Origin of the sequence: Bacteroides sp. MSSM.1001136sp1_RTP21357st2_D2_RTP21359_211015 (assembly GCF_040913205.1) — a bacterium.
Taxonomy (GTDB): Bacteria; Bacteroidota; Bacteroidia; order Bacteroidales; family Bacteroidaceae; genus Bacteroides; species Bacteroides ovatus.
Window position 1 is genome coordinate 1 of sequence record NZ_JBDFVF010000042.1, and the last position, 26,378, is coordinate 26,378.

Sequence of the window (26,378 nt, forward strand, 5' to 3'; positions counted from 1 at the left end):
TGCAATATTAGGAACCACTTCTGATAAAGTGAAGGAGTTAACTGCGGATGCTCAACGTTTGGGTGCTACAACGAAATACACTGCATCCGAAGCTACGGATTTGCAAATAGAACTTGCTAAACTAGGTTTTACTCGAAAAGAAATATTAGATGCAACAGAGCACGTTCTAAAATTTGCACAAGCTACCGGGGCAGAATTAGCAGATGCGGCTTCATTGGCAGGTGCTTCTCTTCGTATGTTTAATGCTGATACAAGAGAAACTGAAAGATATGTGTCTGCGATGGCTGTCGCAACAACCAAAAGCGCATTGTCGTTTTCATATCTCGCTACTGCATTACCAATTGTTGGACCGGTTGCAAAAGCCTTTAATTTCAGTATTGAAGATACTTTGGCTTTGTTGGGTAAATTATCGGATGCCGGCTTTGATGCTTCAATGGCTGCTACTGCTACTCGTAATGTTTTTCTAAATTTAGCTGATAGTAATGGAAAGCTGGCAAAGGCGTTAGGTAAGCCCGTTAAAACATTGCCTGAGTTAGTTGAAGGATTGAAATCGCTAAAAGAAAAAGGGGTAGACTTGAATACTACTCTTGAATTAACTGATAAGCGTAGTGTTGCCGCTTTTAATGCCTTTCTCACCGCTGTTGATAAAATATTACCACTTAGAGAACAGATTACTGGTGTAGAACGTGAATTGGGCGATATGGCTCACACGATGGGAGATAATGTTCATGGAGCTCTTGCTAACTTATCTTCAGCATGGGAAGCGTTTATGCTTTCTTTCTCCGAGTCAACGGGACCTGCTAAGGAGTTTCTTAATTGGATGGCTGATAAAATAAGAGGTATCGCCAATGATTTGAAATCTCCTGAAGAAAAAATAGAAAAGATAGATTATAATTTTAGAACACTTGCAAAAAAAGATGCGAACAAAAAGTTATTGGAAGTAGAAAAAGATTTTCAGGCAGAATATAAGAGGCTTATTGATGCTGGTGATACAGAGGAACAAGCATACACAAAAGCTGTTATTCAAATGAAAAATAAACGTATTGAAGTAACGGCCCAAGAGAGAGAAGCTTTAAAACGGATGAAAACTCGTGCTCAATATGCAACATCAGAGTTTGAAGATATGTCTTGGATAAAGAATGGTGCTGCTAAAATGTTTGGCTATTACACATCGGAAGCAGAAAAAGCGGATAAGGCTCAGTTGGAATTTTCTAAAAACTTATTTAAAATAGCATCTAGCGATGAGTTTAATCGTGGACTTGATGTGATTGCAGAAAAGTTCCGTCCAAAGGGTAACGACAAAAATGGTTCAGGTATAACAGTCCTTACTGATAAAGAAAAACGTGAACAGGAAAAAGCTCTCAAAGAGAAGCTGAAAATTCATGAAACTTATCAGGAATCAGAACTAGCTCTTATGGATGAGGGACTGGAGAAAGAACTTGCTAAAATTGGTGTTGCTTACTCAAAGAAGATTGCTGCCGTCAAGGGTAATAGCAAAGAGGAAATTGCTACTCGTCAGAATTTGGCGAAAGAAATGCAGGATAAATTAGATGAATTCTCTATTAAGTATAATTCTGACCGTGAAAAGAAAGATGTTGAGAACGCTCTTGCTGTTGTAAAAAAGGGGTCCCAGGAAGAACTTGATTTGAAATTGCACCAGTTGGAGTTGCAACGTGAAGCAGAAATTGATGCAGCAGAGAAAACAGGTGAAGATGTTTTTCTCATTGACGACAAATATGCAAAAAAGAAACAAGAACTTTACGAAAGACATGCATCCGATCAGGTGCAATTAATAGCAGAGAATGCAGCGCATGAGCAGGAAATCCGGGATGCTGCATATGTTATGGATACGCTTGCTCTTAAAAAACAGTTAGCTTCTAAGGAAATAACCCAGCAAGAGTATGCAGAACTTGAGTATCAGTTAAAATTAGATTATGTACGTAAAACAACCGAAGCTGCAATTGATGCGTTGGAGTTGGAGCTTCGAAACGAAAATTTGAGCGCAGAGGATAGGGCAAAGATTGCAGAGCAGTTACAGAAATTGAAAGCGGACCTTTCCCAGCAAGAAGCAGAAGCGGAAATAGATGCTATCAATAAAGTTACTAAAGCGGATGAGAAAGCACAGAAAGAACGTCAGAGGAATCTGAAAAAATGGCTTCAAACTGCATCTCAAGCAGTGGGTGCTATTGGTGATCTAGTCTCTACTATTTATGATGGTCAGATTCAGAAAATAGAAGAAGAGCAGGAAGCTAATGATGAGAAATATGATAAGGATGTAGAACGAATACAGAATCTAGCTGATTCGGGAGCAATCTCCGAAGAAGAAGCAGAAGCTCGTAAGCGTGCGGCCAAGGAAAGAACTGAAGCTAAGAATGCTGAACTTGAAAAACAAAAACAAGAAATGGCACGTAAACAAGCCATTTGGGAAAAGGCGACTAGTGTCGCTCAAGCTGGAATAGCCACTGCACTGGCAATAACTGAAGCTTTACCGAATATTCCTTTATCTATTGTTATTGGTGCCATGGGAGCAATTCAGGTTGCAACTATTCTTGCAACTCCTATTCCTTCCTATGCAGACGGTACTCAAGGTAATGATAGGCATCCCGGCGGTGCCGCTTTAGTTGGTGATGCCGGTAAACATGAAGTTATCATGTATTCTGGAAAAGCATGGATTACTCCTGATACTCCAACTTTAGTTGATATTCCTAAAGGTGCGCAAGTCTTTCCTGATGTTGATAAGGTAGATATCTCTAATTTTGATATACCGGATTGGGACTTTCCCACATTTTCACCGACATATTTTGCATCTTCTTCCGGTGACACCATTGTTTTCAATGATTATTCCCGATTAGAAAAAAGGGTTGATAGAACAAATTTCCTTTTGATGAAGAGTCTAAAAATGCAACGCCAAGATGCTTCTAACCGTGAATTTGAACTGTATAAGTTATCTAAACTGAAATAACTATGATTGAAAGATTAAATCAGATAACATTGAGTGATTTCATTGAACTTTCATGCGGAAACTATGCTTGTTTGCTTTCGGACTGCAAATCTATGTCCGAAAGCACGCTTAAAGAAATAGCGTCTAAATTACTTGTCGAATACAGAAGTATTGTTAACCCTTCAAATATGAAGGCTATGGTAATGGACAAAGAGGATATGCTGAAAGAACGTGCCAAACTATTGAGTCTTCGTATTTGTCAGGCTCTTGTTTCTCTTGGCTTTTATGATGATGTTCGTCAGGTATTGGGTCAACTAAATGTAGATACCCGAAATATGAGTGATGAGCAAGTTATATCGAAGCTTGATTATTTACTTCATTCTGCAATTTTTGAGCAAAAACGGAATGAGGAGAGACGCAGTGAGGAACATAAAGGAAGTAAGGCTACTCCTGAACAAATTCGTTCTTCTTTTGATGCAGAGATTGCTTTTCTAATGACATTCTTTAAAATGAGTATTGATTCCCGCGTAATTAATGCTGCTGTTTATGCGAATATCGTTCATCAAGCTGATGTTGAAATATCGATCAGAAAAAGAAGTACATGATAATATTGGTACTACATATATGCTGTAATTCGATTAATTTTTAATTAAAGCGAATTATTTCATACAGTCGTTTGTACATCTCCTTTAGAATCACAAACGACTTTTTTATGAATAGAAAAAACAGCATCCATTGTATAAATAGGCATTTATACAATGTTTTATTGTCAGAATTACGTACATTAGAGACGAAGTGTAATCGGATAACAGCAGAAGTGTCCGAGGTAAAAAAAATGATTGCCTTATTGCCCCCCGATATAGGCACTCTTATTAGTTCAATCGAGCGTTCTGCTAAGGAAATGCACGAACAAAGTATCATGCACCGGAAATATGTGGAAAGGTGCATTAATGGCGAACCGAAGATACACCTAATAAGGAGGGCTGACAATGGACTTTGAAAAGGAATTATCAGAAATATATCCTTGGATATTAAAGGTGGCAAGAAAATTCTGCTGTTCCATGCAAGATGCTGAAGACTTAGCCGGTGATACAGTTTATAAGCTACTTGTGAATCGTGATAAATTTGATTGTTCTAAACCACTTCAACCGTGGTGCCTTATTATAATGAGGAATACTTATATAATAAGATACAATAGAAATTCCCTTATACATTTTACAGGGCTTGATATGGTAGACGGAAGTGCCATTTCTAACTGTACAGCTCATTCAATACTGTTTGATGATTTGGTTTCCACAATACAACGGTGTGCTAAAAAATCCCGTTGTATTGATAGTGTGATATATTATGCTAGTGGGTATTCTTATGATGAGATAAGTGAAATCCTGAACATTCCTGTCGGAACTGTAAGAAGTCGTATTTCTTCTGGACGAAAACAATTATGTCAAGAACTTAAATATTAATTTTATATGTTATTGTAGTGATTACTGGCAATCGAAAAGAAATATTATATAATTTTTTCCGATTGTCAGTAATTTATTAAATTATTATCTGTTTCTAACTTGCCATTGAAAAGTTATATCAGTTTCAGTCATCTCTAATAACTTTATTAATATAACAAAGGTACTATCCGTTGGAGAAATAATTGCAATATCTCCAACTTTCATTCTGGCAAAATGAGAAGGCTCTCTAAACACAAAAGGGTCTGTAATATCTTCAAATTTTTGGGCTCCTTTAGCACTGCGAATTGATTCATTTGGTCCCATTAAATCTACGATCCCATGTACATATTGCAATGTACACCATCTGAATTTGATGGAACGATTATCTTTTTCAGAAAATTTTATTTCAAAATTTTTACCACTGCCAATTACCGCTACTCGTCTTATACCTGATCCATATCCAATATTACAGTCACCATAAATAAAAGTCGATGATTCAATTTTATTCCTTAGTTTAGGTGTGAAAAAGCTAACATTAATATTATTTTCAAGTAGTTTTTCATAACCTTGGCAATAAATTGCCCCATTGGGGTCTAATATTCCTATAATTACATCTTTGATACCACTCTCTATGATTAAATCTGTGCAGGATTGCAGTGGCTGATTATTTGCTATATTTATGCACGGTTCTAGAGTTGTCACTAAAGTTGCTCCATTAAGAGTAGATTTATCAAGTTTCTCTATCGCTATTCTTTCAGCATGTTTTGAGGACTCTTCACCCTTAAAAGCTTTTGCCAATATGATTCCGTCTTTTGCTATTACAGCTCCAACTTTAGGAAATGAAGTACATTTTGATTGTTCTTCTATTGCAATCTTCATTAAATCGACATTTGATAATTTCTGTTCCATTTTGATTATTGTATTTGTTTTTTTCAAAGATATAAATATTAAATTGAAAACAAGAATGCTAATATGAAATATTCTCACTTTTGAAAGCTATGATAATTTTTTAATATAGATATCGGTCTAAAAAGGAAGCTGTGATGCGAATGGCGATATTTCTTTTGAAAGTAAATAACTATATATAGGGAGTTTTAAAATGAGAATTTCTTCTCTTATAATGTATTCCTTTGATAAATAGATGATTATATGATGATTTGATAAGGGGGGAGTTTCAAGAATTTAGCCAATCGGAAAACCGGTTGGCTTTTTCTATATATTTGCTCATGAACGTTCAAAAGGAGTTAAAATGCTTTGTAAATATGTACTTACCGTTGATAGTATTTCCTATGATATTCCCAAATCTTGTATTCAGAATTGGGATGAAATAAAGTTTTCCCGTAAACGCTCCGGACTTGAAGGAATAACTAGAACCTTTACTTCAAAATTCCAGTTTGTGGGAGAAGCCTATGATCTCATATTGGAGGAGTATTTGAGCAAATACCTGGCTTCTAATGCTAGTATCACTGTTTATACTATAACTAATTCTCATACTTATGAAGAATTCTTCAGTTGCCGATTGGATTTCGGTTCATTGACCTATGATGGAAATACTGTTTCTATTAATTCGATAGATGATAGTGTCGCTAATATCATAAAGGCTAACAAGGGAACGCAGTACGAATATTCGGTAGATGAGATAAAAGATGTATATCAGCTTTATTATGATTCTGTAAGTATGAATTATAGTCAACCGCATACATTAGGTGGTAATATTGTAGAAAATGATGCTTCTTTGCAATATATTGTAATTGACAAAGGAATATATGTAGAAGCTATAACATATTCGCTTCCCTTATATATTTCTGGTGGTGAACTTCCGTCACGGGATTCACCTCTTGAGTTTTATGATGTACCACAGGAATCGAAAGATGATCCAAATGTATTTGTTAAAGCCTTGTCCGACATTGATATAGTATTGAATTTTAGTTTTGAATACTATATCAGTTATAGTGATGCGTATACAACTAAAGCTGAAATAGTTCTAGGCGGGCGTTACGAAGATGGTCGTTTAGTCGAGTTGAAAAGATGGGGGTATAATAAGGGGGATGTTACCCCAAGTAATCTGAATGAATCCATCAAGATTCATCTGACTAAAGGGCAGGCTTTATTTTTTGATTTGATGGTAACATTTAACAGAGTTAATGCTTCTACTGGCAATATTTATTTTCGTAATTTCAAATTTGAGACACGCTTTACTTCTCGAGCTAACCCTATCTATGTGGATGCAATAAGACCTATTGATGTGTTAAACCGATTGCTTAAAAGCATGAATGGTGGAAATGAAGGTATCTATGGTGAAATAGCTTCAGGTGTTGATGAAAGGTTAGATAATTGCGTGATATTAGCTGCTGAAAGTATCCGTGGAATCCCCCAAGCTAAGCTATATACTTCTTATACAAAGTTTAAAAACTGGATGGAAACAGTTTTTGGCTTTGTGCCTGTGATCAATGGTGTCACTGTTTTTTTTAAACACCGGGACAAATTGTTTAGTGATAACAATGTAAAGGATTTAAATAGCAGCTTTTCTAGTTTTGAGTATAAGGTTGATTCATCAAGAATATATTCTTTGGTTAGGGTAGGATATGATAAACAGGACTATGAAAGTATGAATGGTCGTGACGAATTCCGATTTACTACTGAATATACTACTGGCATTGATATAACTGATAATGTATTAGAGTTGATTAGCCCTTACCGTGCTGATGTTTATGGGATTGAATTCTTATCGCAAAAGAGAGGCCAAGATACAACGGATAGTGAAAGTGACAATGATGTGTTTTTTGTTTGTGCCAGTACTACATTACATGATAATGGCGGAGTACAAACATATAAAGAGTATAGGCTTATAAGGAGCGGTTGGGAAATAAGTGGTGTACTTGATCCTGAAACGATGTTTAATACCATGTATTGGCAAGGAGGCATATTGCAAGCAAATGCCGGCTATATTGGTATGTTCACTAAAAAACTATCTTATTCTTCTTCTGACGGTAATAGTGATGTTGTTGTCAATGGTATAGGAATGAAAGATGATTTTAACGTTGAAAGTGGTATTATAACTTGTGGAGATGTTTCATTCACAACTTATAATGAAGATATTCCACCAACAGATGATGAAACGATTAAAATCTTAAAAGATGATCTAGTTTACGAGGGCTACATCAAAGAGGTGAGTAGTACAGTTGAGAGAAACGAGGGAGTGAAGTATGATTTATTTGTCCGTTCAATAACAAAAGCCTAGAAATATGATTATAAGCCCGTTTACCCCACTGTTTTTTTCTCCGTCTACCGATAAATTTGGAGCGAAGAGTAAATATGTGCAATTATTCGCACGTACAGACAGGATTTTTGTTGAATTGATTTTGACAGCCAAAGAGCAGGAGCCTATAGTTTACATTAATAATCTTTTAAGTAATATATCTACACCTGTATCATTAAGCTCATGGAAGATGAATGATGATAAGATTCTTTATTTCTATAACATTTCATTGCTTCCATGTGGATACTATACTGTAACAGTTAATGGGAATACGAGTGAGATTTTTAAAGTTACGGACGATGAATGTGAGTTATCAGAAACCAGCCTTATTCAGTATTCAATGAAAGATAATAAGCAGCGTCTTGATGCTGTCTGGTGGATAGATGGGATGCAATACTTTTTTGATTTTCGCGTTCCTGGTGGTTTCAAAGATAACGGATGGACGTTCGGTGTGGATAATGAGCAGTTCGTGACCTCTGATGAGGATATTGTTGAGCTATTCAGCCACGAATATACAACAGTATTATTCACGCTTGGAAATGGGATGGGATGCCCTGTGTGGTTTGCTGAATTATTGAATCGTGTCTTATGCTGTAATTACGTCTACTTTGATGGTGTTCGATATACCAGAAAGGAAAGTAATGTTCCGGAACTTAACCAGCAAATAGAGGGATTGAAGAGTTTTGTGTTCAATCAAATGTTACAGAAGGTAAGAACGATGAATCCAGTTTTGGAGTGGAATAACCAGCTTGCTATGAGGTGTGTACAAAGCGGTGCTTATAGGATAGCAGATGATGAAGGAATGCGTAGTATCAAGTATGGTTCAGAAAGTGAGGTTGCAGAGGTCGGAGCATATATCAATATGACTAAGGCTATTCCTAATACTGGAGTTTCTATTAATAGTGATACTATGGTTACTGTCAACAGTATTCATCACCCAGGTGTTGATGAAAATTCATATTGGGATTTGATTGCAATCAAGACGACTGACATAGATAACAAGTATATTGGTAGAAGAGGTTACGGTAAACTTACAGTTAATGGACTGGATAGACTAAAGAACGATTTGGACAACGGTTCGATAAATTTGCGTGCTGTACTATATAAAGGAGATTCGTATACTAACCTCATTGAAGGGAATGTAATCAGTAGGGATGGTGTATGTGTCTTGAAAGGTATTAACGGTGGAGATATTGGTGCTCTGAAGGAGTTCCAACTTTATCTTGATAATGTCTATGATTGCGACATAGATAATCTTGGTATGACCATTGAGCTTGTATGGGTATATGAAAATGATTAAAAAAGAGAATTATGACAGAAACAGAAAAACAACAGATTATTAGCCTTGTGTTACAAGCGTTGAAGACAAACAGTCTTACAATAGAGCAACTGACTGATACAACAGAGCTATCCAAAGATATGTACGTTGAAGTTAGTGGCGGTCGGAAAATATCTATTGATTTACTTTCAAGTACCATTGCTAAAATGGTGAATGGTGATTTTGATGCATTAGTGGAGAATGTCAATAAGATTGCAAAAGATTTATCGGATGGAGACGCCGAGTTATTGAAACGTATAACAGGAGTGTCTGATAAATCCAATCCTTTGACTGACCCATTTAAAAGTATTGGCTCTTTTACTACTATTGGTAGCTTTAAAGATAAATTAAAAACAATGTATTCCGGGGATTCTTCTATTGGGAATTATCGGTGTATTTTGTCTGTTGATTCGTCTAAGATTCCTGTAAATATACAAATTGAACGGTTGGAGCTTAATAAGGTTTGTCAATCATTCACTTCGTGTATACAACTGGCTACCATGTCAGACAATGCCGAAGGTGTATATTTAGGTACAGTTTGTACAATCTCACGAATAGGTATTGTTTCCAATGAGAGTGTTACATGGGGCAAATGGACCTCTGTAATAAATGACTTTGAGGAAAGGATAGGAAAAGCGAACGGTATCGCTCCTTTGAACGAAGAAAGTAAAGTTCCTTCTGAATGTCTGCCTGAACCGTTGTCTCTTGGGGAAGGTGAAGAAGAAGCTTTCCCCGGCAACCGTGGAAAGTCTTTGGAAGATACAATGAAAAATATCCCTTCCGATATAATCAAACCGGGTTCTTTCTCCGTCCTGTCTGACGCTTCCTATCTCAATGTGTATTTTAAGAAAGTGTCCAAAACAACCGGTAAAGAAACGGATGACAGCTTCCGTTTGCCTTCTGCTACCCTTGAACAAGCCGGCCTTTTGTCCGCCGAGGATAAGCAAGCCCTTGAGGATATGAAGAGCGGCACGCCCGCTGACGATGTAACACACCCCATCGTCATTGTTGATGAGATCCGCCCATTGAAAGACGGCTACTATACCCTTGAAACCGCTATTGCCGCCATTGTCTCCTATCAACAGGAATCTGGCGTCAAATATGAGCGAACGGGTCTCATCATTACTTACAAAACAGGCGAGTATGAAATGGAAACCCGGCAGTTCCAGGGTGCTGTGTCCGATTTTGCGACCCCTTCTCTTTGGAAACCCTTCGGGAATGGTGGTGGCAGTTCCGTTTTTGAAACTTCCGATGAACCGGCGGAAGGGGGAAAGGACGCCTTTTCAACTGGTGGCGCCTATGCCTATGTTCCGGCCAACCTCGACGTAAACGTGGAAACAGAAGGCATTGTAAAACTTCAGATGAAGAACGCTGCCGGTGAAACCCTTGGCGATGAAGTGCAGTTCGCTATCGGCACGGGTGGCGGCGGTCAAACTGGTGGTACCATTGTTGCCATTGCTTTCCAGTCGACACCTGTCTATGGCTCTTACGGCTCCACGCTACGAACCTTTGCCGCCATTCGTTCCGTGACCTCGAACGGTGTCGAATCCTCTGACAACCTGATTGAGAAACTGGAACTCGTAGACCGTGAAAGCGGGCTTACCGTCTGGACTGAAACCGTCAACAAAGCATCTTCCGGTGACATGAAGGACTTCTCCTTTGAACTGGACTTCACCACATACTTTACGGCTGCTGGTACTCGGAAATTCAAGCTGATAGCCACTGACGAAAGCGGCAACACCGGTTCCAAGAATGTCAATGTAACAGCTGTTGATATTACCTGTACCTGTGTGCAGGTGCTCAACTATACCCCTGAAACTCTGCTTACTCCGACAACTGAAAGTTTCAGCCTTCCACTCTATAAGTTCGGAAACAACACCTCTGATAAAGGTATCAGTGCCCAGGTTGACATCAAGATTAATGGTGAATGGCAATCCCTGTCTACCGCTGTTGTCAATGACAACTACTCGCACTCTGTCGTAATCCGTCCTGCTTCCCTCGGCCTAGAACACGGTACCTATCCCTTGCGCATCCAAGGAACGGATGTCGCATCCGGAGTGAAAGGAAATGTCATCTACACGGCTGTCATGGTAATTGACCCGAATAGTTCCACACCTCTTGTCGCCTTGAGATACGATGATAAAAACGGTGGAGTAGTCCGACTGTACGAAACCGTAGAACTTGATGTTGCCTGTTATGACCCGTTGGAAATGACTTCACCCGTCAGCGTGAAAGCCAATAACGTGCAGGTAACACAAATTGCTGCCAGTCGTAACAAAACCTATCAGGTCAAACAACAACTGCAGGGCTACAAGGCTGACGGCACCGATACGGTCAACTATACTGCCGTATGCAAGGACGTGACTAGCGAACCTGTCCGGGTGACAGTTAGCGGTTCCGCCATTGACGCCGCCATAAAAGAAGGTGCCATCTATAACTTTGACTTCTCATCCCGTACCAATCAGGAAACTGACCATAGCATTGTCAGCGGTAATTATGAAATGAAAGTGGACGGTGCCAACTGGACTACCAACGGTTTTGGCACATTCTTGGGTGAGAACTGCCTTCGCGTAGCCGAGAATGTGGGCGTGTCATTAAACCATGCCCCGTTTGCCGGCTCGTCCATCGAATCCAACGGTGCCGCCATCCAGTTCGCTTTCGCTTCCAAGAACGTGACCGATGATGATGCCCTGCTCCTTAGCTGCTATGACGAAACGTCCGGTGCCGGCTTCTATGTCACCGGCCGGGTGGTCGGCATCTTCTGTAACAATGGCGTTTCCCGTCGTGAAGAACGCGCCTATCGACAGGGTGAAAAGATAACCGTAGCCGTGGTTGTTGAACCTGCAAGCAACTACGTTGAACGTGACGGCACACGGTATTCCATGATGAAACTCTTCCTCAACGGTGAGGAAGTCGCCTGCCTTGGTTATGTTCCGGGCGGCGGCTCCCTGATTCAGACCAAGTATATAACGATGGACGGCAAACTGGGTGATTTGTATCTTTATTACATGATGGCCTGGAACTCCTATATGGAATGGGCACAGGCGTTCAAGAACTACCTTGTCCGTCTGACCGATACAGAGGTAATGGTGAAGGAGTACGCCTTTGAGGACATCCTTAAAAGCCAGACAGCCGAGGGTAGTACCCAAAGCCGCCCGTCGGCTGCCGAAATCTATTCACGCGGTATGCCTTACATTGTCGAATGCCCCTATGAAGGCTCCGATATAGAAGCACTGGACGGCACCACTTCCACCAGTACGAAGATATACATCACGCTCTATTACTTTGACCCCGAACGCCCGTGGCGTAACTTCAAGGCCGTGAGTGTCCAAACCCGCAACCAGGGAACCACCTCTGCCAAACGCCCGGTAAAGAATAAACGCTACTACCTCGCCAAGAGCAAAGGCAAAAACAAGGACACTCGAATCATACTACTTAATCCGGACGATACGACGGAGGAAGGACGCCGTGCAATAGCCTTGGCCGCCATCAACAAAGTACAGGTCGGTGATAATACAATCCCGGTTGATGTCATTACCGTAAAAGTCGATTACTCCGATTCCGGCAATGCGAACGACTGCGGCGCCTGTGAAATGATGAACGTTACATACCGTGCCTTGGGTGGTAACTATATGACACCTGTCCAACGTGCATTTGACGGAACATTTGACAGCGGTGACTTGCATATCGAAGACTTGCAGATGAACCACTCTACCGCCAATCACCCGGTAGCCACCTATCGGTGTAAGGATGACAGCCTGCAAAACGTCTATTTCCATGCCAAAGGCAACTGGAAAGAAGACAAAGGGGAACAGTTCGCCCTCGGCTTCAAAGATACCCCCGGCTATAACAAAGGTTGCCTGAATTATGGTGACTTCATAGAGTTCTTTGGTACTCCTGACGAAACTTTAGACGCAATTGAGATACGCTTCAAACAGACTGACGGACTCGATACGGACAGCGTGTACCTGCTTTCCCTGTATTGCGGTAGTTCGTACCGGATAATGAGGTATCAGGACAGCTCATGGAAAAAGCAGTCCGGTTCCATGAAGTATGAAAACGGCAAATGGAATGTCACCGGTGACGTCCTGAATCCGGTTGAAGGTTTCGAACTTCTTAACTACCAAGGTATGGACTGGTTTCAGGGCGTCGGTTCTGTTCAGGACATGATGGTCATGAAAACGGACAAGTCCTCATGGGTTCAAAAACTCGTGGATAACGGAACTATCTCTGCTGATACCTTCCCGGCATGGACTTACTACTTTGAATCGCTTGTCGATGATGACCAGCTCGCCATTGATTACGCTTTGGGTAAGAAAGTGCCCTATAACCTCTACCGATGGTTGCGTTTCTGTGATTCCTGCGATTACTCCAAAGGCGGGAACTGGCAAAGAACATGGAAGGAAAACCTGTATAAATACGCCTGCCCAGAAAGTGTCTTGAGTTATGACATCTTCACCGACTACCTTGCCGCCACTGACCAACGCGCCAAGAATATGCAGCCGATGTGGTTCTTGGAAGAGTATGCTTCCGTAACAGACGGTGTGTACAGCTCCGAGGATGCCATGCGCATGTACCTGAATAAAATCTATGACTGCGATACGCTCAATAGCAAGGACAACGACGGTGGTTGCACGGTTGATGCCGAGGTGGACCCCAACCGGACGAGCGATGAAACATTCACTAACCCTTATGCTGGCTACGGCTCCGTTCTGTTTAATAACATCTATCTCCAGCAAGTAGTGTGGACTGACTCATCCGGTACGGAACTCTCCCTGCGTACCGTTGCCGCCGCCATGCGTAACGTTCAGGCGACCATTGACGGCGTCACCCTGCACCCGTTCTCACCCGAAGGAGCTACGCATTTCTTCATTGACAAACGGCTCAAAAAATGGCAGAAACTGGTTAGTTCTTACGACGGTGAACGGAAATACATCTCCTATACCGCCACCTCTGATGCTATTTACTTCTATGCCCTGCAAGGTCTTGGACTTACCGCCCTTCCGTCTTTCATCGAAAGACGTTGGCGTATTCGTGACGGCTATTTCCAAACCGGTGATTTCTTCAGCGGTGTAATTTCCGGGCGCGTATCTTCCAAATCAAACGCCACCATCCGGATTGTCGCTGCTAAAAACGGTTACTTCGGTGTCGGCAATGACGCTAGCGGCAACCTTTCCGAAAGCTGCTTCCTTGAAGCGGGCGAAGAATATGTATTCACCAACTTCTCACATGAGGAAGGCGCCTTGCTGTATATCTATCAGGCTGACCGCATGAAGCTGCTCGACCTGTCTGAAATCTCCCTGTCAAGTACGGTGAGCTTCTCCGCCATGCAACTTGTGGAAACCCTTATCTTGGGCTCTGACACCCATACAGAACAATCCATCGGTTCTTACGCACCGCTTACCTCGCTGAACTGCGGCGAAATGCCCTTCCTCGTATCACTCGATATCCGGAACACACAAATCGCTACGCTCGTTACCGACAAATGCCCACGTATCGCCCATATCAATGCGTCCGGTAGCAAACTGGAGAACATCACTCTTGCAGAGACTTCTCCGATTAATGACATCTCTCTTCCACCAACAATGACAAGCCTCCGTTTTGTCGGTCTTCCTGAACTGACCTATACAGGTCTTTCCGCCCCGTCCGGCCTGCAAATAGAATCCATGCCGAACGTCCAACGCCTGCGTCTTGAAACGTCGCCTAAACTTGACGCCATTCAGATGCTCCGTGACGTCCTCGCTTCACAAACGGCATCCCGTAAACTTTCCATGCTCCGTATCTCGAACATGACACTAAAGGCTGACGGCTCCGAGCTTCTTGCCATTCTCGAATATGGAGTTGCCGGAATGGATGAGGACGGCAACAGACAGGATAAACCGGTAGTCAACGGCACGTATGAACTGACAGTTATCCGTGAAACGGATGAAATCGAATCCCTTGAATCCGGTATCGACGGCCTTGTCATCCTTACCGTCATAGATGCCTACATCGACCTGATCAACTGGTTCAATAATGAGTCTTATGGCGGAGAACCGTACTACGATAACGTAACGCTGGACAACATCAATGAAGTCCTTGAATATTATAACGGCGAAACCTACGAAGAATATCTCGAACGCTTCGCTGAAGACAATATGGATATTAATGATTTAATCAACAAGTAACTATGACGAATGAACAAAGCGCAACGCTGCTTCGCTTGAATAAACAGGCACAAGTGGCAGCACTGAACGCCGTGGGCTTCTCGGATGTCACCGAGAATTCCCGCGCATCTGAATTTGGACAACGTATCAAGTGGGCCGCCGGTCTGCTTGATCTGCATCTTGCCTGTAATCGTATTTCGGATAACTCCAAGGCATACTTTACTGCTGCCGAATGGAACTCCCTTACGCTCGCTAATAAGCAACTGTATATCAAACGCGGGCTTCGTATCCGTGCCCATGGACACTCCTTCGTAATCGCCGCCCAGGAGTGCTATAATGCCGATATGACTACTACCTTCTATTGGGGCGGTCAGGGTAAAGCCATAGACGGCCTGAACCAAAAAGGATTGGGTGCCATGTACGGCTGCTTCACGGGTGAGGAAGATACCGACCTGATTATCACCGGCCTGAAAGACCAAAACAATAGCGGTGTAATCGGTGCGCCGGCTGCCGAAGCCGCCCGTGCATACCGTGCCTACACTTTGGAAAGTGACGGTATCGAGGATGAATCCAACTGGTTCCTTCCTTCATCCGGCCAAATGCTTCTGATGTACCGCTACCGCGATAAAATCAATGAGATGATGCGTACCTTTTGGAGTAGTGACAGTATGCTGATGACTGATAAATACTACTGGTCATCAACAATTTGGGATACTAACTCCGCCTGGGCGTTCGAACTGAATACCGGGCGTATTACGAATCAAAACAAAAATTCAGCCCTTCTTCATGTGAGAGCTGTTGCTTCCGAATAGTATTAACTTAATATTATACAATAAAATGGATAAAAATATCGCCAACGCCATGCTTCTGCGCCTGAATAAACAAGACCAGATAGAAGCCTTAAAATCAATAGGTTTTACAACCGTGAATGAAAACACCCCCGCAAGCGACATCGCCAAATATATGCAATGGTCAGGTACGCTTCTTGACCTTTCTTTGGCTACGCTCCGGATTGAAGACGGTGAACAAGTCTTTTTCACGGCTTCCGAATGGAACTCCATGAGCGCGAATAATCGCTCCAAGTATATCCGTATCGGCATCCGACTTCGCGCCGAATGCCACCAGTTCATTATCGCCAAAAGCGACTGCGTTGACGCAGGCGGCAATAAAACGTTCAAATGGGGTGGCTACGGTACCGACCTACGCGGCCTGAAAAACTACGGCAGTGGTAACCAAGGACTCTATGATACCTTCGACGGCAAGGAAAATACCGATGTTATAATAGAAACCCTTGCAGGCGTCAAGGACACCCAGGGAACTGTCGGCGCCCCTGCCGCCGAAGTTGCCAGAGCCTATAAAGCCTGTACGCTTGAATCTGACGGAATTGAAGATACAACCGTGTGGAACCTGCCCGCACTGGGCGAACTTATGCTTATGGCCAAGTATAAAACCGAAATCAATGAGCTCATAACTTCTATGTTTGGTAATCAAAATATATTTGCAAACGACTGGTATTGGTCTAGTACTGAATATGACGCTTCCAGCAGTTGGAGCGTGAGCTTCGGCAGCGGCAACGTCTACACGAACTACCGCCAGTACGCGAACCGGGTTCGTCCCCTCGCCGCAATAAACACTTTATCCCTTTAATTCTTTATCCCTTAGAGAGTTAGCTAAATAAAAGCCCCGGTAGGGGCTTTTTAGTTTCACTTTTTTGAGCTAAAATTGTGTTAATTACTTTACAGTTATTAACTTTGCGCCCTCTAATACATACATTAAAATATTAAAAAATTAACATGGCACTTACACAAGACCTTCCTATATCAAATTCGATGTATAAGCTTCTGAATCTTATCATTGATGCCCGGCAACAATTCCCCAAGGCGTTCCGGTATGAATTTGGTACAGAGTTGATGATGCTTGCCATCCATTGTTGCGAATATATCCGTTATGCAAATACAGATATGAACCTTGAGCACCGTGCAGATTATCTGATGAAGTTTTTGTGTGAGTTTGATGCATTGAAATTACTGCTAAGAGTGTGTGAAGAACGACATTTGACCAGCCTGACTCAAACTGCCGAAATCTGTCTGCTTGCAGAGAGCATCGGTAAGCAAAGTACCGGTTGGTACAAAAAAACGGTTGCAGATCTCCAACGGCAAAAAGCTAACGGATCGCAACAAGTCGCAAAGCCGGAGTCATAATCGCCAAGGGGATTATGAGTGAGCAATTAGAATTATTTATTGGGCATCCCCCCGGTGATGAGCCGGGAAAGACTAAGATAGCGGATGCAACGGCTTCCAGCAGTTGGAACGTGAACTTCAACAACGGCAACGTCAACACGAACAACCGCCAGAACGCGAACCGGGTTCGTCCCCTCGCCGCAACAGGTAATATAATCTATGACATACTTCTTAGCAGTATTTTCGAAGCATCCGAAGATTGTGCCAGACAGAAAAGAACGAGTACGGATTGTGTTGAGTTTTATAATGATTATCAGTCTGCATTGGTGCGGCTATGGTATTCTATTATTTACGGTGAATATGTACCGGACTTTTCAAAAGTATTCATACGGACTTACCCGGTATATCGGGAGGTTTTTGCCGCCGCTTTCATTGATCGTGTTGTCCATCACTGGATCGCTCTTCGCATCGAGCCGATTTTAGAGGAACGTTTTCGGGAACAAGGGAACGTCTCGAAGAACTGCCGGAAAGGTGAGGGATGTCTGTCTGCCGTGCACTATCTGAATAACATGATAGTCGAGGTCAGTGAGAATTATACTGCCGATGCGTACATTTTCAAAGATGACCTGTTCAGTTTCTTCATGTCTATCTCGAAATCGTTGGTATGGGAAATGCTGAACATATTCGTAAGGGACAATTATAAAGGCGATGATATTGAATGTCTGCTTTACCTTCTAGCCGTTACTATCTTTCATTGTCCACAAAATAAGTGTATCAGACGCTCTCCCGTCTCCATGTGGGACAAACTTCCCAGTAATAAAAGTCTGTTTCATAATGACCCTGACAGGGGAGTGGCTATCGGGAACCTGCCGTCGCAACTCATAGCCAACTTTCTGGCGTCTGTATATGATTATTTCGTGATGGAAATACTGGGATTCATATATTATGTACGCTTTGTTGATGACTTTTGTATCGTAGTGAAATCACCGGAAGAAATATTGTCCAAAGTCCATCTTCTTGATGGTTTCCTGAAAGAACAACTCCTTTTACGGTTGCATCCACGCAAACTGTATCTTCAGCATTATAAAAAAGGAGTCTTGTTTGTAGGGGCGTTCATTTTGCCTGGTAGAATTTATGTATCTAACAGGGTGGTTGGTAACACATATAACGCTGTCAGGAAATTTAATAGAATAGCTGAAAATGGATTTGCAGAAGCGTATGTTGAGAAGTTTGTGAGTACGATGAACTCTTATTATGGCCTGATGAAACACTTTGCAACGTACAATATCCGCCGTAAAATTGCAGCGATGTTGCTTCCTGAATGGTGGGAATATGTTTATATCGAAGGACATTTTGAAAAGTTTGTATTGAAGAATAAATATAACCATAGAAAACAACTAATTAAACATATCAAAAAACATGGATCAAAAAAATATCTTACCGCGTGGGATTGCTAAGCCTATCGAGCAACAGCCGGACGGAACTTGGATTGTACGTCATCACTTCCGGGTGGTTGGTACCAGTGAGAATGGTGAAGAACTGGTAACTTTTGCCAGTTCGGAATATCCCGAGAAACCTACCTTGCAACAGATTCAAAGAAGTATTGACCGTTATCGGGTGTGTCTTACAATGTATGGAGATACAATTTCAGACGAAATAGAAAAGGTTGATCTTTCCGTGTATATGTTTACGGATTAATAGTTCAATCTGTTGGTTGTTTAGGGGTGCTTATCAAGCATCCCTTTTTTATTTATGGAAAAAGTGAAAATTATAATGTCTTGTTTTATAGATATTTATCATAGAATTGATTTCCAAGATTTTCCATTTTTGTAAAACTCGTTATTATACTCAATACATTTGTTCCATACAGAATATTTTATTAATAATTAAACGCTATGAGTATGGGTATAAAAGTATTGTATGATTGGCTTTTGCAATCTAACCGACCGGCACACGTCAAAGCCGGGATGTTCGTCTTTGTTGTAATGCTTGTTTTCTGTTTCCTTCTATTAGACATTGATTTCTGTAAATCTGCTATTGTTTCTTTAACGACAACCGCCATTGCCGCAATAGTGGTTGAGTACATTCAGAAAAAGTGCGGGTTCATCTTTGATTGGCTTGACGCATTAGCTACTGTTTTGCTTCCTGGGCTGATTACTGTGTTTTCAATATTGGTAGTAACTTTATGATTAATATTATGAGATGGTTATATGAGTTATTTAATGTAGACCAGATACGAATTATTTTCGTTTCGATGTTCAGTTCTCTTCTTGCTTATTTAACGCCGACTAAAGGTTTTCTTATAGCATTAGTTGTAATGTTTGGATTTAATATTTGGTGCGGAATGAGGGCTGATGGTGTTTCAATTATACGTTGTAAAAACTTTAAGTGGGATAAGTTTAAAAATGCCTTGGTCGAACTTCTCCTCTATCTTATAATCATTGAAGTAGTCTTCTCCTTTATGAGCTTGATAGGAGATGGTGAGAACTCATTGTTAGTTATTAAGACTATTACGTATGTATTTTCTTATGTATATCTTCAGAACGCATTTAAGAATCTGATTATTGCTTATCCTAGAAACAAAGGGTTTCGTATAATTTACCATGTAATACGTTTTGAATTTAAGCGGGCTACGCCTACACATGTACAAGGAATTATTGATAGAATCGAAAACGAACTAGATAAAGAGGAAAGATATGAAAATATTGATTGATAACGGTCACGGTAGTAATACTCCGGGTAAGTGTTCTCCAGATGGCAGGTTAAGGGAATACTCCTATACCCGTGAAATTGCTGGGCGTGTAGTATTTGAATTGCGTAAATTAGGTATTGATGCGGAACTGGTCGTGAAAGAGGAAATAGATGTTCCTTTGTCAGAACGTTGTAGGCGAGTGAATGAATATAAAACTTCTGAAGCAATTCTTATTTCTATCCATTGCAATGCAGCCGGTAATGGTTCAAATTGGATGCAAGCACGTGGTTGGGAAGCATGGACCAGTGTGGGACAGACAAAAGCCGATAAGCTGGCTGACTGTCTGTATGCTACTGCTGAAGAATGTTTGTTTGGAATGAAAATACGGAAGGATATGGCAGACGGTGATCCAGATAAGGAGAGTAGTTTTTATATCTTGAAACATACGAAGTGTCCGGCTGTTCTGACGGAGAATCTGTTTCAGGATAACAAAGAAGATGTGGATTTCCTGCTGTCAGAGGAGGGGAAACGGACTATTGTTTCTCTTCATGTGAAAGGCATTTGTAAATATCTAGGCATATGAAGTCTCTTCCGTGGATATTAGTCTGTCTATTGTTTGGCGTGATCGTGTGGATGCGTTGTCATCTGCACGATCTGTCAACTGTGTACATTAAGGGAGATACTGTACATGTCCGGGACACAGTAAGAGACACAATACCCAAACCGGCAAAGAGAACTCCAAAGCGTATCGATACGGTATATTTACCTATCTTGATAGATACTACGACTGACAGAACCGTAGAAGGTGATTCAATTCCGGTACTTGTACCTATTGTAAGCAAGGAATATAAAACTGATAATTACCGGGCCATAGTTAGTGGATATAAGCCTAGTCTTGATTTCATGGAGGTGTACAGAGACAAGGAAATTATTACTCTTTCACCTTTACAGAAGAAAAAACGTTGGGGATTAGGCTTACAGACAGGATATAGTTATCCGGGCGGTTGGTATGTTGGGGTGGGAATAAGCTGTAATTTGATTATGTGGTAATGAAAAAGGAAATACAATACACTAGTATTCGTAGATTACTTCTCCATTATTTTTTTTACTGCTAAATTCTTTTTGGATATTTCACATATTATTTATAATTTCGTATTTACATTTTAATCTAATCTTATGATGTAACTTATATAAATTATATTGAAGGTATGAAATATATATGTTTATTTCTTTTTGCGTGTATTTCAATAATATCCAAAGCACAAACTTTAATTCTATCAGAAAATGATTCTACGGTTATGACAGAATATAATGATGGGAATCTTTGGGCATATAGAAATGCGAATGGTTTTATCGTTGGCCTTACGACTTATGAAACGAAGGATGATTATGGAAAATATTATCGGATTGATGTTTTCATCAAGAATCAGTGTGATTCGTCGGTCATATTTACGCCGGACGATGTTACTTCTCATTTGCTGACTAATAGAGGAGATAATTATCAATTAATGGTATACACAAATGAAGCTTTTCAGAAAAAGATAAGAAAGTCTCAAAACTGGGCTATGGCCTTATATGGCTTTTCTTCTGGGCTTAGTGCAGGAAGTGCCGGATATTCTACATCTTATTCCACATCGTATTCGTCAAATGGTACCGCTTATACAACAGTGACCAACCATTATGATGCAAATGCGGCTTTTCAAGCTAATATGGCATCATCTTATCAACTACAAACATTGGGTAAAATGATGGATAATGATAGGGAAATAAAAAGGCAAGGATATCTAAAGAAGACAACAGTACATCCCAATGAGGGTATAATAGGATATATGAACATTAAAAGAAAAAAGGGAAAGATTCTAACTATAAATATACCTATCAATGGTTATGTTTATTCTTTTGATTGGGATGTAAGTAAATAATTGGATTGAAGGTAAATGAAAGGCAGCTTATTAGGCTGCCTTTTTTGTAATCCTTCCTATCAACAACACACGAATCAACAAACTCTCAAGAAGGGTTACATAAGATAGTACTAATATATAAATGAAAAGTTCGATCGTGGATATAAAAAAAGTGAGGGGAACCACCCCCTCACCAAAGTCAAACCAAAATAATCCGAATTATGTCCGTATTATCTTGATGTTGCAAAGATACAATTATTTTTCGATTAGACAATAAAAATCCCTGCATCGGCTCAATGCAGGGATGGTGTCAAATAAGAGCTTAACTGATTTTTAATGATGTCTGATGAATCATTTCGCTAACATCGTTCAAAGCGTTCAGGAACGTTTTGAGTTCATTGTCAGTAAAGCGAGCCTTTTTCCCGTTGACTATATTCCCGTTAATACGCTGATATAGCCAGTTTCTACTTTTACCAAAATATTTCTTTGCAATATAACTGAATGAGATTGCTTCGGGCAATTCTCCAAGTTTATCACGTAATATGGCTTCTTCCGCTCTTTCTATATAATCATTGCAGGCATTTACCGTTGCTTTTAGCCCAGCTTCAGATGCTTTTTTGTAGGCTTCCTTTTGGGCTTCCGGTAGTTTATTATATTTATCCTGCATTTCCTTTTTGAAAGCTTCTTTTTCTTCTGTGGTTTTTAGTTCTTTGAATCTTTCAAAGTCAGCCTGCATTTCTTTTGTTGGCAGGCAATCATTCCAATCTATCATAGCTTTTAATGTTTGTCCCTCCCCGAAGGGAGGGATGTTAATTACAACTTTTTTAATTTCTCTTGGATTTCGTTCATCCGATCGAGTATGTCATTTATAAGCGCTTCCCGTTCTTTGGCATTTTCAGGAACCCCATAGGCCTCGTGAAATGAAGCGAGAAGTTTTAAATTCTCATACTCTTGTTCTAATTCTTTTTTTTCTTCATCTTTCATCAGTTAAACATTAAAATTAAGAACTCTTATTTGACACTACAAAGATAATAAGCATTTGGTTATTATGCAAATTCTTAGTGATTTATTTTATATGTGATTATTCATTTTTCAAGTTGTCAAGTATTTCCCTGATTGCTTTATCAGCGTGTTTTCTCATTATTGTGACATAGTTGAAGATTGGTCTATCTTCTTTCATTGACTGCCCGATACAGTATTCCAGTGTACTAAGAGGAATTCCCAGGTCATATCCATGTTGGACGAAAGATTTGCGGGCTGAATATAGGGTGAATTTATGCCTGATTCCTGCCACCTTGCCTAATTGACTGATTTTCCTAGCCAGCAGGTTATAGCAGGAGGTATAGTTCTTGTATTTCCCGAATATAATTTTCCCTGTATTCTTTTTCATATACTTTTTTATAATGGGCTTTGCTTCTTCGGGAATGGAAAAGGAAATCAGGGAGTCCCCCTCTTTGGTGTTTTTGGTCTTTTTTCGGATGTAGTTTATTTCATCCGTCCGGAAATCGTATGCTAGTATGTCTACTAGGTTCATGCCGGCAAGATAATAAGTAAGCATGAAAATGTCCCGTGTGACGTTGAGATTGTAATGCTCTAAATTGGCGTCCCTGATTGTCTTGAGTTCTTCGACGGTGATTTGCGTTTCCCTCTTTTGGGCTGATGGAATTCTGGCTGTGATGAAAGGGTCGATATCGTAGGTGACGTATCTCATCTTTATAGCATAGTTAATGATAACCTTTAACAGGGTTATGTAGATGTTGATTGTGGTGCTTGACAGCTTTGTCTTTTTGAGCCATGATATGTACTGGTTCATTCTGATAGGGGTAATATGTTCCATGAGAGAACCGTTCCCGATGAATTGCATAAACTTGTTTGTGGCCAGCCGATAGAGCTTGTATGTCTTGGTACGTTCTTCTTCATCTATTTGGGACAGATATTCATCCACGACATCTTCGAACTTACGATGCTTTTCTCCGTTTAACGGGTTAGTTATCATTTTGACTAATTGCGTGCACGTGAGCGAATCAGGGTAGTCCAGTTCCATGTATCGCTTGAAATAAAGGTTGTATAGCTGCTGTAATTTTGTATTAAGAAAATCCTTGTCTGGACGGTGTACTATTTTACCGTTCTTAAACTCGTTTTCCCTTACCACTATATCCGTTGTGATGAATCTCGTTTCGGAGTTGTGTGCGACTCGAATTCTTATTTTGTGTGTCCCGTCTGATAACTTCTTTGCGGGAACTATTACCAATGTTAATGTAGCCATAATTTGTGTTTTTAGGGTAAAAATGGCGTTTTCGACCATTATTTTTTTAACATCCTATTGTAATTTACTTATAATCAGATTCTAATCGGGGAATTTTCCGACCATAATCCGACCATTTTATAGCGTCAAAAGTGACGTTTTTGCTCTCTAATATAGACTACTAATTGATAGGAAAAATAGTTCGATTGTGCTTTTAATATGTTGTATATCAATAAAATAAAAATCGGAAGCTCATGCTCGCTCGCAGGCTTCCGATCAACACAAAAACTAAACTAGACTTAACTAAACTATTCTATTCTTGGAATTTCACAATCCCTTTCTGTTCGTTGCAAAGGTAGATATAAAACGGGTTTTGACAAACTATAATCGACAAAATTCACTTTTTTACCGATAAATTCATGAATAATTAGCTCCTTTCGTCAAGAAAAGTCTGAAAAACTTGCTTGTAACTATCGCTGATAGGAATATATGTCTTGTCAAAAACAATACGGCCGCGGTCGATCACGCGTATCTTATCTTTTTGTACAATGAATGAGCGGTGCACGCGTATGAAACGGCTGGACGGTAAAAGTTCCTCCATTGCTTTCATACTCATCAGTGATAGAATAGGTTTGGAAGCATCTTCCGTATATATTTTAATATAATCTTTCAGTCCTTCGATATACATGATTTTCTTCAAGTCCACTTGCACCAGTTTGTAGTCACTTTTCACAAAAATACTGTCTATCTCTTCCGGTTTCTGTACAAGTTCGAACCATTGAAGGGCCTTGTTGGCAGCTTGCAGGAAATCGACGTAGGAGATTGGTTTCAGCAGGTAATCGAGTGCATTGACACGATAACCGTCGATGGCATACTGTCCGAAAGCGGTAGTAAACACAATACGGGTGTGCGGATCTACCATCTTCGAAAACTCCAAACCATTAAGCTCTGGCATCTGGATGTCCAGAAACAGGAGATCGACCTCTTCGCCAGGCAATTCTTTCATTGCCTGAACCGCACTGGAATACTTTCCTACGAGTTGCAGGAACGGGGTTTTATTCACGTAACTCTCTAACAAGCTAAGAGCTAACGGCTCATCGTCAACAATTGCACAACGTAACATCATACTATTTTATATCTAAAGTTTTTATATTCAATGTTTTGAAATCTACTCTCTGATCTTGATACTTAATTTCGATTCATATACTTTTTCATCTTTTGAGATACCTTTCGACCAGGTATAAGCCCCGGGATAAAGAATCTCCAACCGGCGACTGACTTGCTCCAGTCCCACACCCGAGCCACTTTTATCCTCCACTGTCTTTGGATGATTACTGTTGCGAATTTCGCAAATCACCTCCTTATCATTCTCCGAAAGATGAATACTGATGAAGCTCGATTCAGTAGGGGAGATGCCATGCTTGAAAGCATTCTCTATCAATGAGATAAAGATAAGCGGAGCAATAAGCGTCTGACTGTCGGGCTGAATATCAAATTTAGTAATCATCTGTACATTGGCCGACAGGCGGATGCGCATCAGTTCAATGTAATTTCGGATAAAATCAACCTCTTTACAGAGAGGAACGTACGTTTGTTGGTTATCATATAACACATAACGAAGCAGTTTGCTCAACTCCTGAACTGCTTGTTGCGCTTTGTCCGAATCAAATGCAATCAGTGCATAGATATTATTCAGGGTATTCAGCAGAAAGTGAGGGTTCAGTTGGTTTCGCAGATTTTTCAGTTCCGCTTCCGCACGGTTTCGTTCCGCTTCTTTGCGGGCAGCTTCATTTTGCGTCCATCGCGCGCTCATACGGATAGCGGCACTTAGGCCGATAGTAAATACGAGGCTCAACATATCTCTAAGGAAGAATAGCCATCCCGGAGGCATACCCGGTCTTTTGGCTTTGGGTGCATATGACGGATCGAATGTCAGGCTTTGCCAGAGATGTAACAAAATGCCGATGACACATAAAAAGATAATGTTGTAGACGATATATCTTTTGGCCTGACTCTGAAACAGATAACGGGGAACAAGAATGAAATAATTCACGTAGAACGCAATCATAAAAGAGAGTGGTACAGCAAGATGGCGTATATAGGCCATCCAGTTAATGTTCCCGTTTCCACGTTCAACGAAGAAGAACGGGAAACCGAACATAATCCCCCAGCTGATAATGTGTATCAGTATCTCCAGGGGACGACGTGCGGATGTAAAGGTTTGTTTCATAAAGACAAAGATAATTTTTTTAAT

At 40.6% G+C, this 26,378-nt stretch carries 22 protein-coding genes; 16 read left to right on the forward strand and 6 right to left on the reverse strand.

Annotation, left to right across the window (positions count from 1 at the left end):
• The 3 genes from AB5217_RS21465 to AB5217_RS21475 all read left to right on the forward strand — a co-directional run.
• On the forward strand, positions 1-2,962 hold a 2,962-nt coding region (locus tag AB5217_RS21465), incomplete at its 5' end, for a phage tail tape measure protein (protein ID WP_368117382.1).
• Positions 2,963-2,964: 2 nt separating this feature from the next.
• The gene (locus tag AB5217_RS21470) at positions 2,965-3,546 is read left to right on the forward strand and encodes a hypothetical protein (protein ID WP_087318352.1); all 582 of its coding nucleotides are present in this window, start codon (positions 2,965-2,967) and stop codon (positions 3,544-3,546) included.
• Between the two features lie 384 nt (positions 3,547-3,930).
• Positions 3,931-4,404 carry an RNA polymerase sigma factor gene (locus AB5217_RS21475; RefSeq protein ID WP_087318351.1) on the forward strand — a complete coding sequence of 158 codons (474 nt, stop codon included), beginning with the start codon at positions 3,931-3,933 and terminating at the stop codon, positions 4,402-4,404.
• Between the two features lie 84 nt (positions 4,405-4,488).
• On the opposite strand, the gene AB5217_RS21480 is transcribed toward AB5217_RS21475, so the two are convergent.
• Positions 4,489-5,292 (reverse strand): deaminase, encoded by an 804-nt coding sequence (locus AB5217_RS21480; protein WP_234128288.1) that lies wholly within the window; start codon positions 5,290-5,292, stop codon positions 4,489-4,491.
• A 340-nt stretch (positions 5,293-5,632) separates the two neighbouring features.
• Between AB5217_RS21480 and AB5217_RS21485 the strand changes: the two genes are divergently transcribed.
• The 13 genes from AB5217_RS21485 to AB5217_RS21545 all read left to right on the forward strand — a co-directional run bounded on the left by AB5217_RS21485 (position 5,633) and on the right by AB5217_RS21545 (position 21,900).
• Positions 5,633-7,624 (forward strand): hypothetical protein, encoded by a 1,992-nt coding sequence (locus AB5217_RS21485; RefSeq protein WP_234128287.1) that lies wholly within the window; start codon positions 5,633-5,635, stop codon positions 7,622-7,624.
• Positions 7,625-7,628: 4 nt separating this feature from the next.
• On the forward strand, positions 7,629-8,942 hold the full coding sequence (locus AB5217_RS21490; RefSeq protein ID WP_008765938.1) for a hypothetical protein: 1,314 nt from the start codon (positions 7,629-7,631) through the stop codon (positions 8,940-8,942).
• A gap of 11 nt (positions 8,943-8,953) precedes the next feature.
• Positions 8,954-15,127, forward strand: coding sequence for a hypothetical protein (locus AB5217_RS21495; RefSeq protein WP_368112742.1), 6,174 nt, complete (start codon positions 8,954-8,956; stop codon positions 15,125-15,127).
• A 2-nt stretch (positions 15,128-15,129) separates the two neighbouring features.
• Positions 15,130-15,918: a hypothetical protein gene (locus tag AB5217_RS21500; RefSeq protein ID WP_004300302.1), complete on the forward strand. Its 789-nt coding sequence runs from the start codon at positions 15,130-15,132 to the stop codon at positions 15,916-15,918.
• 25 nt (positions 15,919-15,943) lie between these two features.
• A complete protein-coding gene (locus AB5217_RS21505) occupies positions 15,944-16,753 on the forward strand; it encodes a DUF1566 domain-containing protein (protein ID WP_368117383.1) in 810 nt (269 codons plus the stop codon).
• Between the two features lie 146 nt (positions 16,754-16,899).
• Complete coding sequence (locus AB5217_RS21510) at positions 16,900-17,307, forward strand: four helix bundle protein (protein WP_024986995.1); 408 nt, start codon at positions 16,900-16,902, stop codon at positions 17,305-17,307.
• 14 nt (positions 17,308-17,321) lie between these two features.
• Positions 17,322-18,743: an RNA-directed DNA polymerase gene (locus tag AB5217_RS21515; RefSeq protein WP_004311565.1), complete on the forward strand. Its 1,422-nt coding sequence runs from the start codon at positions 17,322-17,324 to the stop codon at positions 18,741-18,743.
• Positions 18,706-18,984 (forward strand): hypothetical protein, encoded by a 279-nt coding sequence (locus AB5217_RS21520; RefSeq protein WP_004300310.1) that lies wholly within the window; start codon positions 18,706-18,708, stop codon positions 18,982-18,984. The genes AB5217_RS21515 and AB5217_RS21520 overlap by 38 nt, the downstream gene beginning before the upstream one ends.
• Before the next feature lie 203 nt (positions 18,985-19,187).
• Entirely contained in the window at positions 19,188-19,475 is a 288-nt protein-coding gene (locus AB5217_RS21525) for a hypothetical protein (protein ID WP_195567843.1), read from the forward strand.
• Complete coding sequence (locus tag AB5217_RS21530) at positions 19,472-19,999, forward strand: hypothetical protein (protein ID WP_004311566.1); 528 nt, start codon at positions 19,472-19,474, stop codon at positions 19,997-19,999. Before AB5217_RS21525 ends, AB5217_RS21530 begins: the two co-directional genes overlap by 4 nt.
• Complete coding sequence (locus AB5217_RS21535; RefSeq protein WP_118023811.1) at positions 19,983-20,561, forward strand: N-acetylmuramoyl-L-alanine amidase; 579 nt, start codon at positions 19,983-19,985, stop codon at positions 20,559-20,561. The genes AB5217_RS21530 and AB5217_RS21535 overlap by 17 nt, the downstream gene beginning before the upstream one ends.
• Positions 20,558-21,028 carry a DUF6808 domain-containing protein gene (locus AB5217_RS21540; protein WP_004318760.1) on the forward strand — a complete coding sequence of 157 codons (471 nt, stop codon included), beginning with the start codon at positions 20,558-20,560 and terminating at the stop codon, positions 21,026-21,028. Before AB5217_RS21535 ends, AB5217_RS21540 begins: the two co-directional genes overlap by 4 nt.
• A 158-nt stretch (positions 21,029-21,186) precedes the next feature.
• Positions 21,187-21,900 (forward strand): hypothetical protein, encoded by a 714-nt coding sequence (locus AB5217_RS21545; protein ID WP_004318758.1) that lies wholly within the window; start codon positions 21,187-21,189, stop codon positions 21,898-21,900.
• Between the two features lie 301 nt (positions 21,901-22,201).
• On the opposite strand, the gene AB5217_RS21550 is transcribed toward AB5217_RS21545, so the two are convergent.
• From AB5217_RS21550 to AB5217_RS21570, 5 genes are all read right to left on the reverse strand, one after another.
• Complete coding sequence (locus tag AB5217_RS21550) at positions 22,202-22,651, reverse strand: DUF5053 domain-containing protein (RefSeq protein ID WP_004311570.1); 450 nt, start codon at positions 22,649-22,651, stop codon at positions 22,202-22,204.
• 41 nt (positions 22,652-22,692) lie between these two features.
• A complete protein-coding gene (locus AB5217_RS21555) occupies positions 22,693-22,863 on the reverse strand; it encodes a hypothetical protein (RefSeq protein ID WP_004313367.1) in 171 nt (56 codons plus the stop codon).
• A 97-nt stretch (positions 22,864-22,960) separates the two neighbouring features.
• Positions 22,961-24,184, reverse strand: coding sequence for a tyrosine-type recombinase/integrase (locus AB5217_RS21560; protein ID WP_321027840.1), 1,224 nt, complete (start codon positions 24,182-24,184; stop codon positions 22,961-22,963).
• 367 nt (positions 24,185-24,551) lie between these two features.
• Complete coding sequence (locus tag AB5217_RS21565; protein ID WP_004300327.1) at positions 24,552-25,250, reverse strand: LytR/AlgR family response regulator transcription factor; 699 nt, start codon at positions 25,248-25,250, stop codon at positions 24,552-24,554.
• A gap of 42 nt (positions 25,251-25,292) precedes the next feature.
• Positions 25,293-26,354, reverse strand: a complete 1,062-nt coding sequence (locus AB5217_RS21570) for a sensor histidine kinase (protein ID WP_032846471.1) — start codon at positions 26,352-26,354, stop codon at positions 25,293-25,295.
• Positions 26,355-26,378 lie beyond the last annotated feature (24 nt).

Excerpts from the sequence above, each read along its gene's own strand:
- AB5217_RS21470 (WP_087318352.1), top strand. The coding sequence starts at position 2,965 with ATGATTGAAAGATTAAATCAGATAACATTGAGTGATTTCATTGAACTT.
- AB5217_RS21475 (WP_087318351.1), top strand. The coding sequence starts at position 3,931 with ATGGACTTTGAAAAGGAATTATCAGAAATATATCCTTGGATATTAAAG.
- AB5217_RS21480 (WP_234128288.1), bottom strand. The coding sequence starts at position 5,292 with ATGGAACAGAAATTATCAAATGTCGATTTAATGAAGATTGCAATAGAA.
- AB5217_RS21485 (WP_234128287.1), top strand. The coding sequence starts at position 5,633 with ATGCTTTGTAAATATGTACTTACCGTTGATAGTATTTCCTATGATATT.
- AB5217_RS21490 (WP_008765938.1), top strand. The coding sequence starts at position 7,629 with ATGATTATAAGCCCGTTTACCCCACTGTTTTTTTCTCCGTCTACCGAT.
- AB5217_RS21495 (WP_368112742.1), top strand. The coding sequence starts at position 8,954 with ATGACAGAAACAGAAAAACAACAGATTATTAGCCTTGTGTTACAAGCG.
- AB5217_RS21500 (WP_004300302.1), top strand. The coding sequence starts at position 15,130 with ATGACGAATGAACAAAGCGCAACGCTGCTTCGCTTGAATAAACAGGCA.
- AB5217_RS21505 (WP_368117383.1), top strand. The coding sequence starts at position 15,944 with ATGGATAAAAATATCGCCAACGCCATGCTTCTGCGCCTGAATAAACAA.
- AB5217_RS21510 (WP_024986995.1), top strand. The coding sequence starts at position 16,900 with ATGGCACTTACACAAGACCTTCCTATATCAAATTCGATGTATAAGCTT.
- AB5217_RS21515 (WP_004311565.1), top strand. The coding sequence starts at position 17,322 with ATGAGTGAGCAATTAGAATTATTTATTGGGCATCCCCCCGGTGATGAG.
- AB5217_RS21520 (WP_004300310.1), top strand. The coding sequence starts at position 18,706 with ATGGATCAAAAAAATATCTTACCGCGTGGGATTGCTAAGCCTATCGAG.
- AB5217_RS21525 (WP_195567843.1), top strand. The coding sequence starts at position 19,188 with ATGGGTATAAAAGTATTGTATGATTGGCTTTTGCAATCTAACCGACCG.
- AB5217_RS21530 (WP_004311566.1), top strand. The coding sequence starts at position 19,472 with ATGATTAATATTATGAGATGGTTATATGAGTTATTTAATGTAGACCAG.
- AB5217_RS21535 (WP_118023811.1), top strand. The coding sequence starts at position 19,983 with ATGAAAATATTGATTGATAACGGTCACGGTAGTAATACTCCGGGTAAG.
- AB5217_RS21540 (WP_004318760.1), top strand. The coding sequence starts at position 20,558 with ATGAAGTCTCTTCCGTGGATATTAGTCTGTCTATTGTTTGGCGTGATC.
- AB5217_RS21545 (WP_004318758.1), top strand. The coding sequence starts at position 21,187 with ATGAAATATATATGTTTATTTCTTTTTGCGTGTATTTCAATAATATCC.
- AB5217_RS21550 (WP_004311570.1), bottom strand. The coding sequence starts at position 22,651 with ATGATAGATTGGAATGATTGCCTGCCAACAAAAGAAATGCAGGCTGAC.
- AB5217_RS21555 (WP_004313367.1), bottom strand. The coding sequence starts at position 22,863 with ATGAAAGATGAAGAAAAAAAAGAATTAGAACAAGAGTATGAGAATTTA.
- AB5217_RS21560 (WP_321027840.1), bottom strand. The coding sequence starts at position 24,184 with ATGGTCGAAAACGCCATTTTTACCCTAAAAACACAAATTATGGCTACA.
- AB5217_RS21565 (WP_004300327.1), bottom strand. The coding sequence starts at position 25,250 with ATGATGTTACGTTGTGCAATTGTTGACGATGAGCCGTTAGCTCTTAGC.
- AB5217_RS21570 (WP_032846471.1), bottom strand. The coding sequence starts at position 26,354 with ATGAAACAAACCTTTACATCCGCACGTCGTCCCCTGGAGATACTGATA.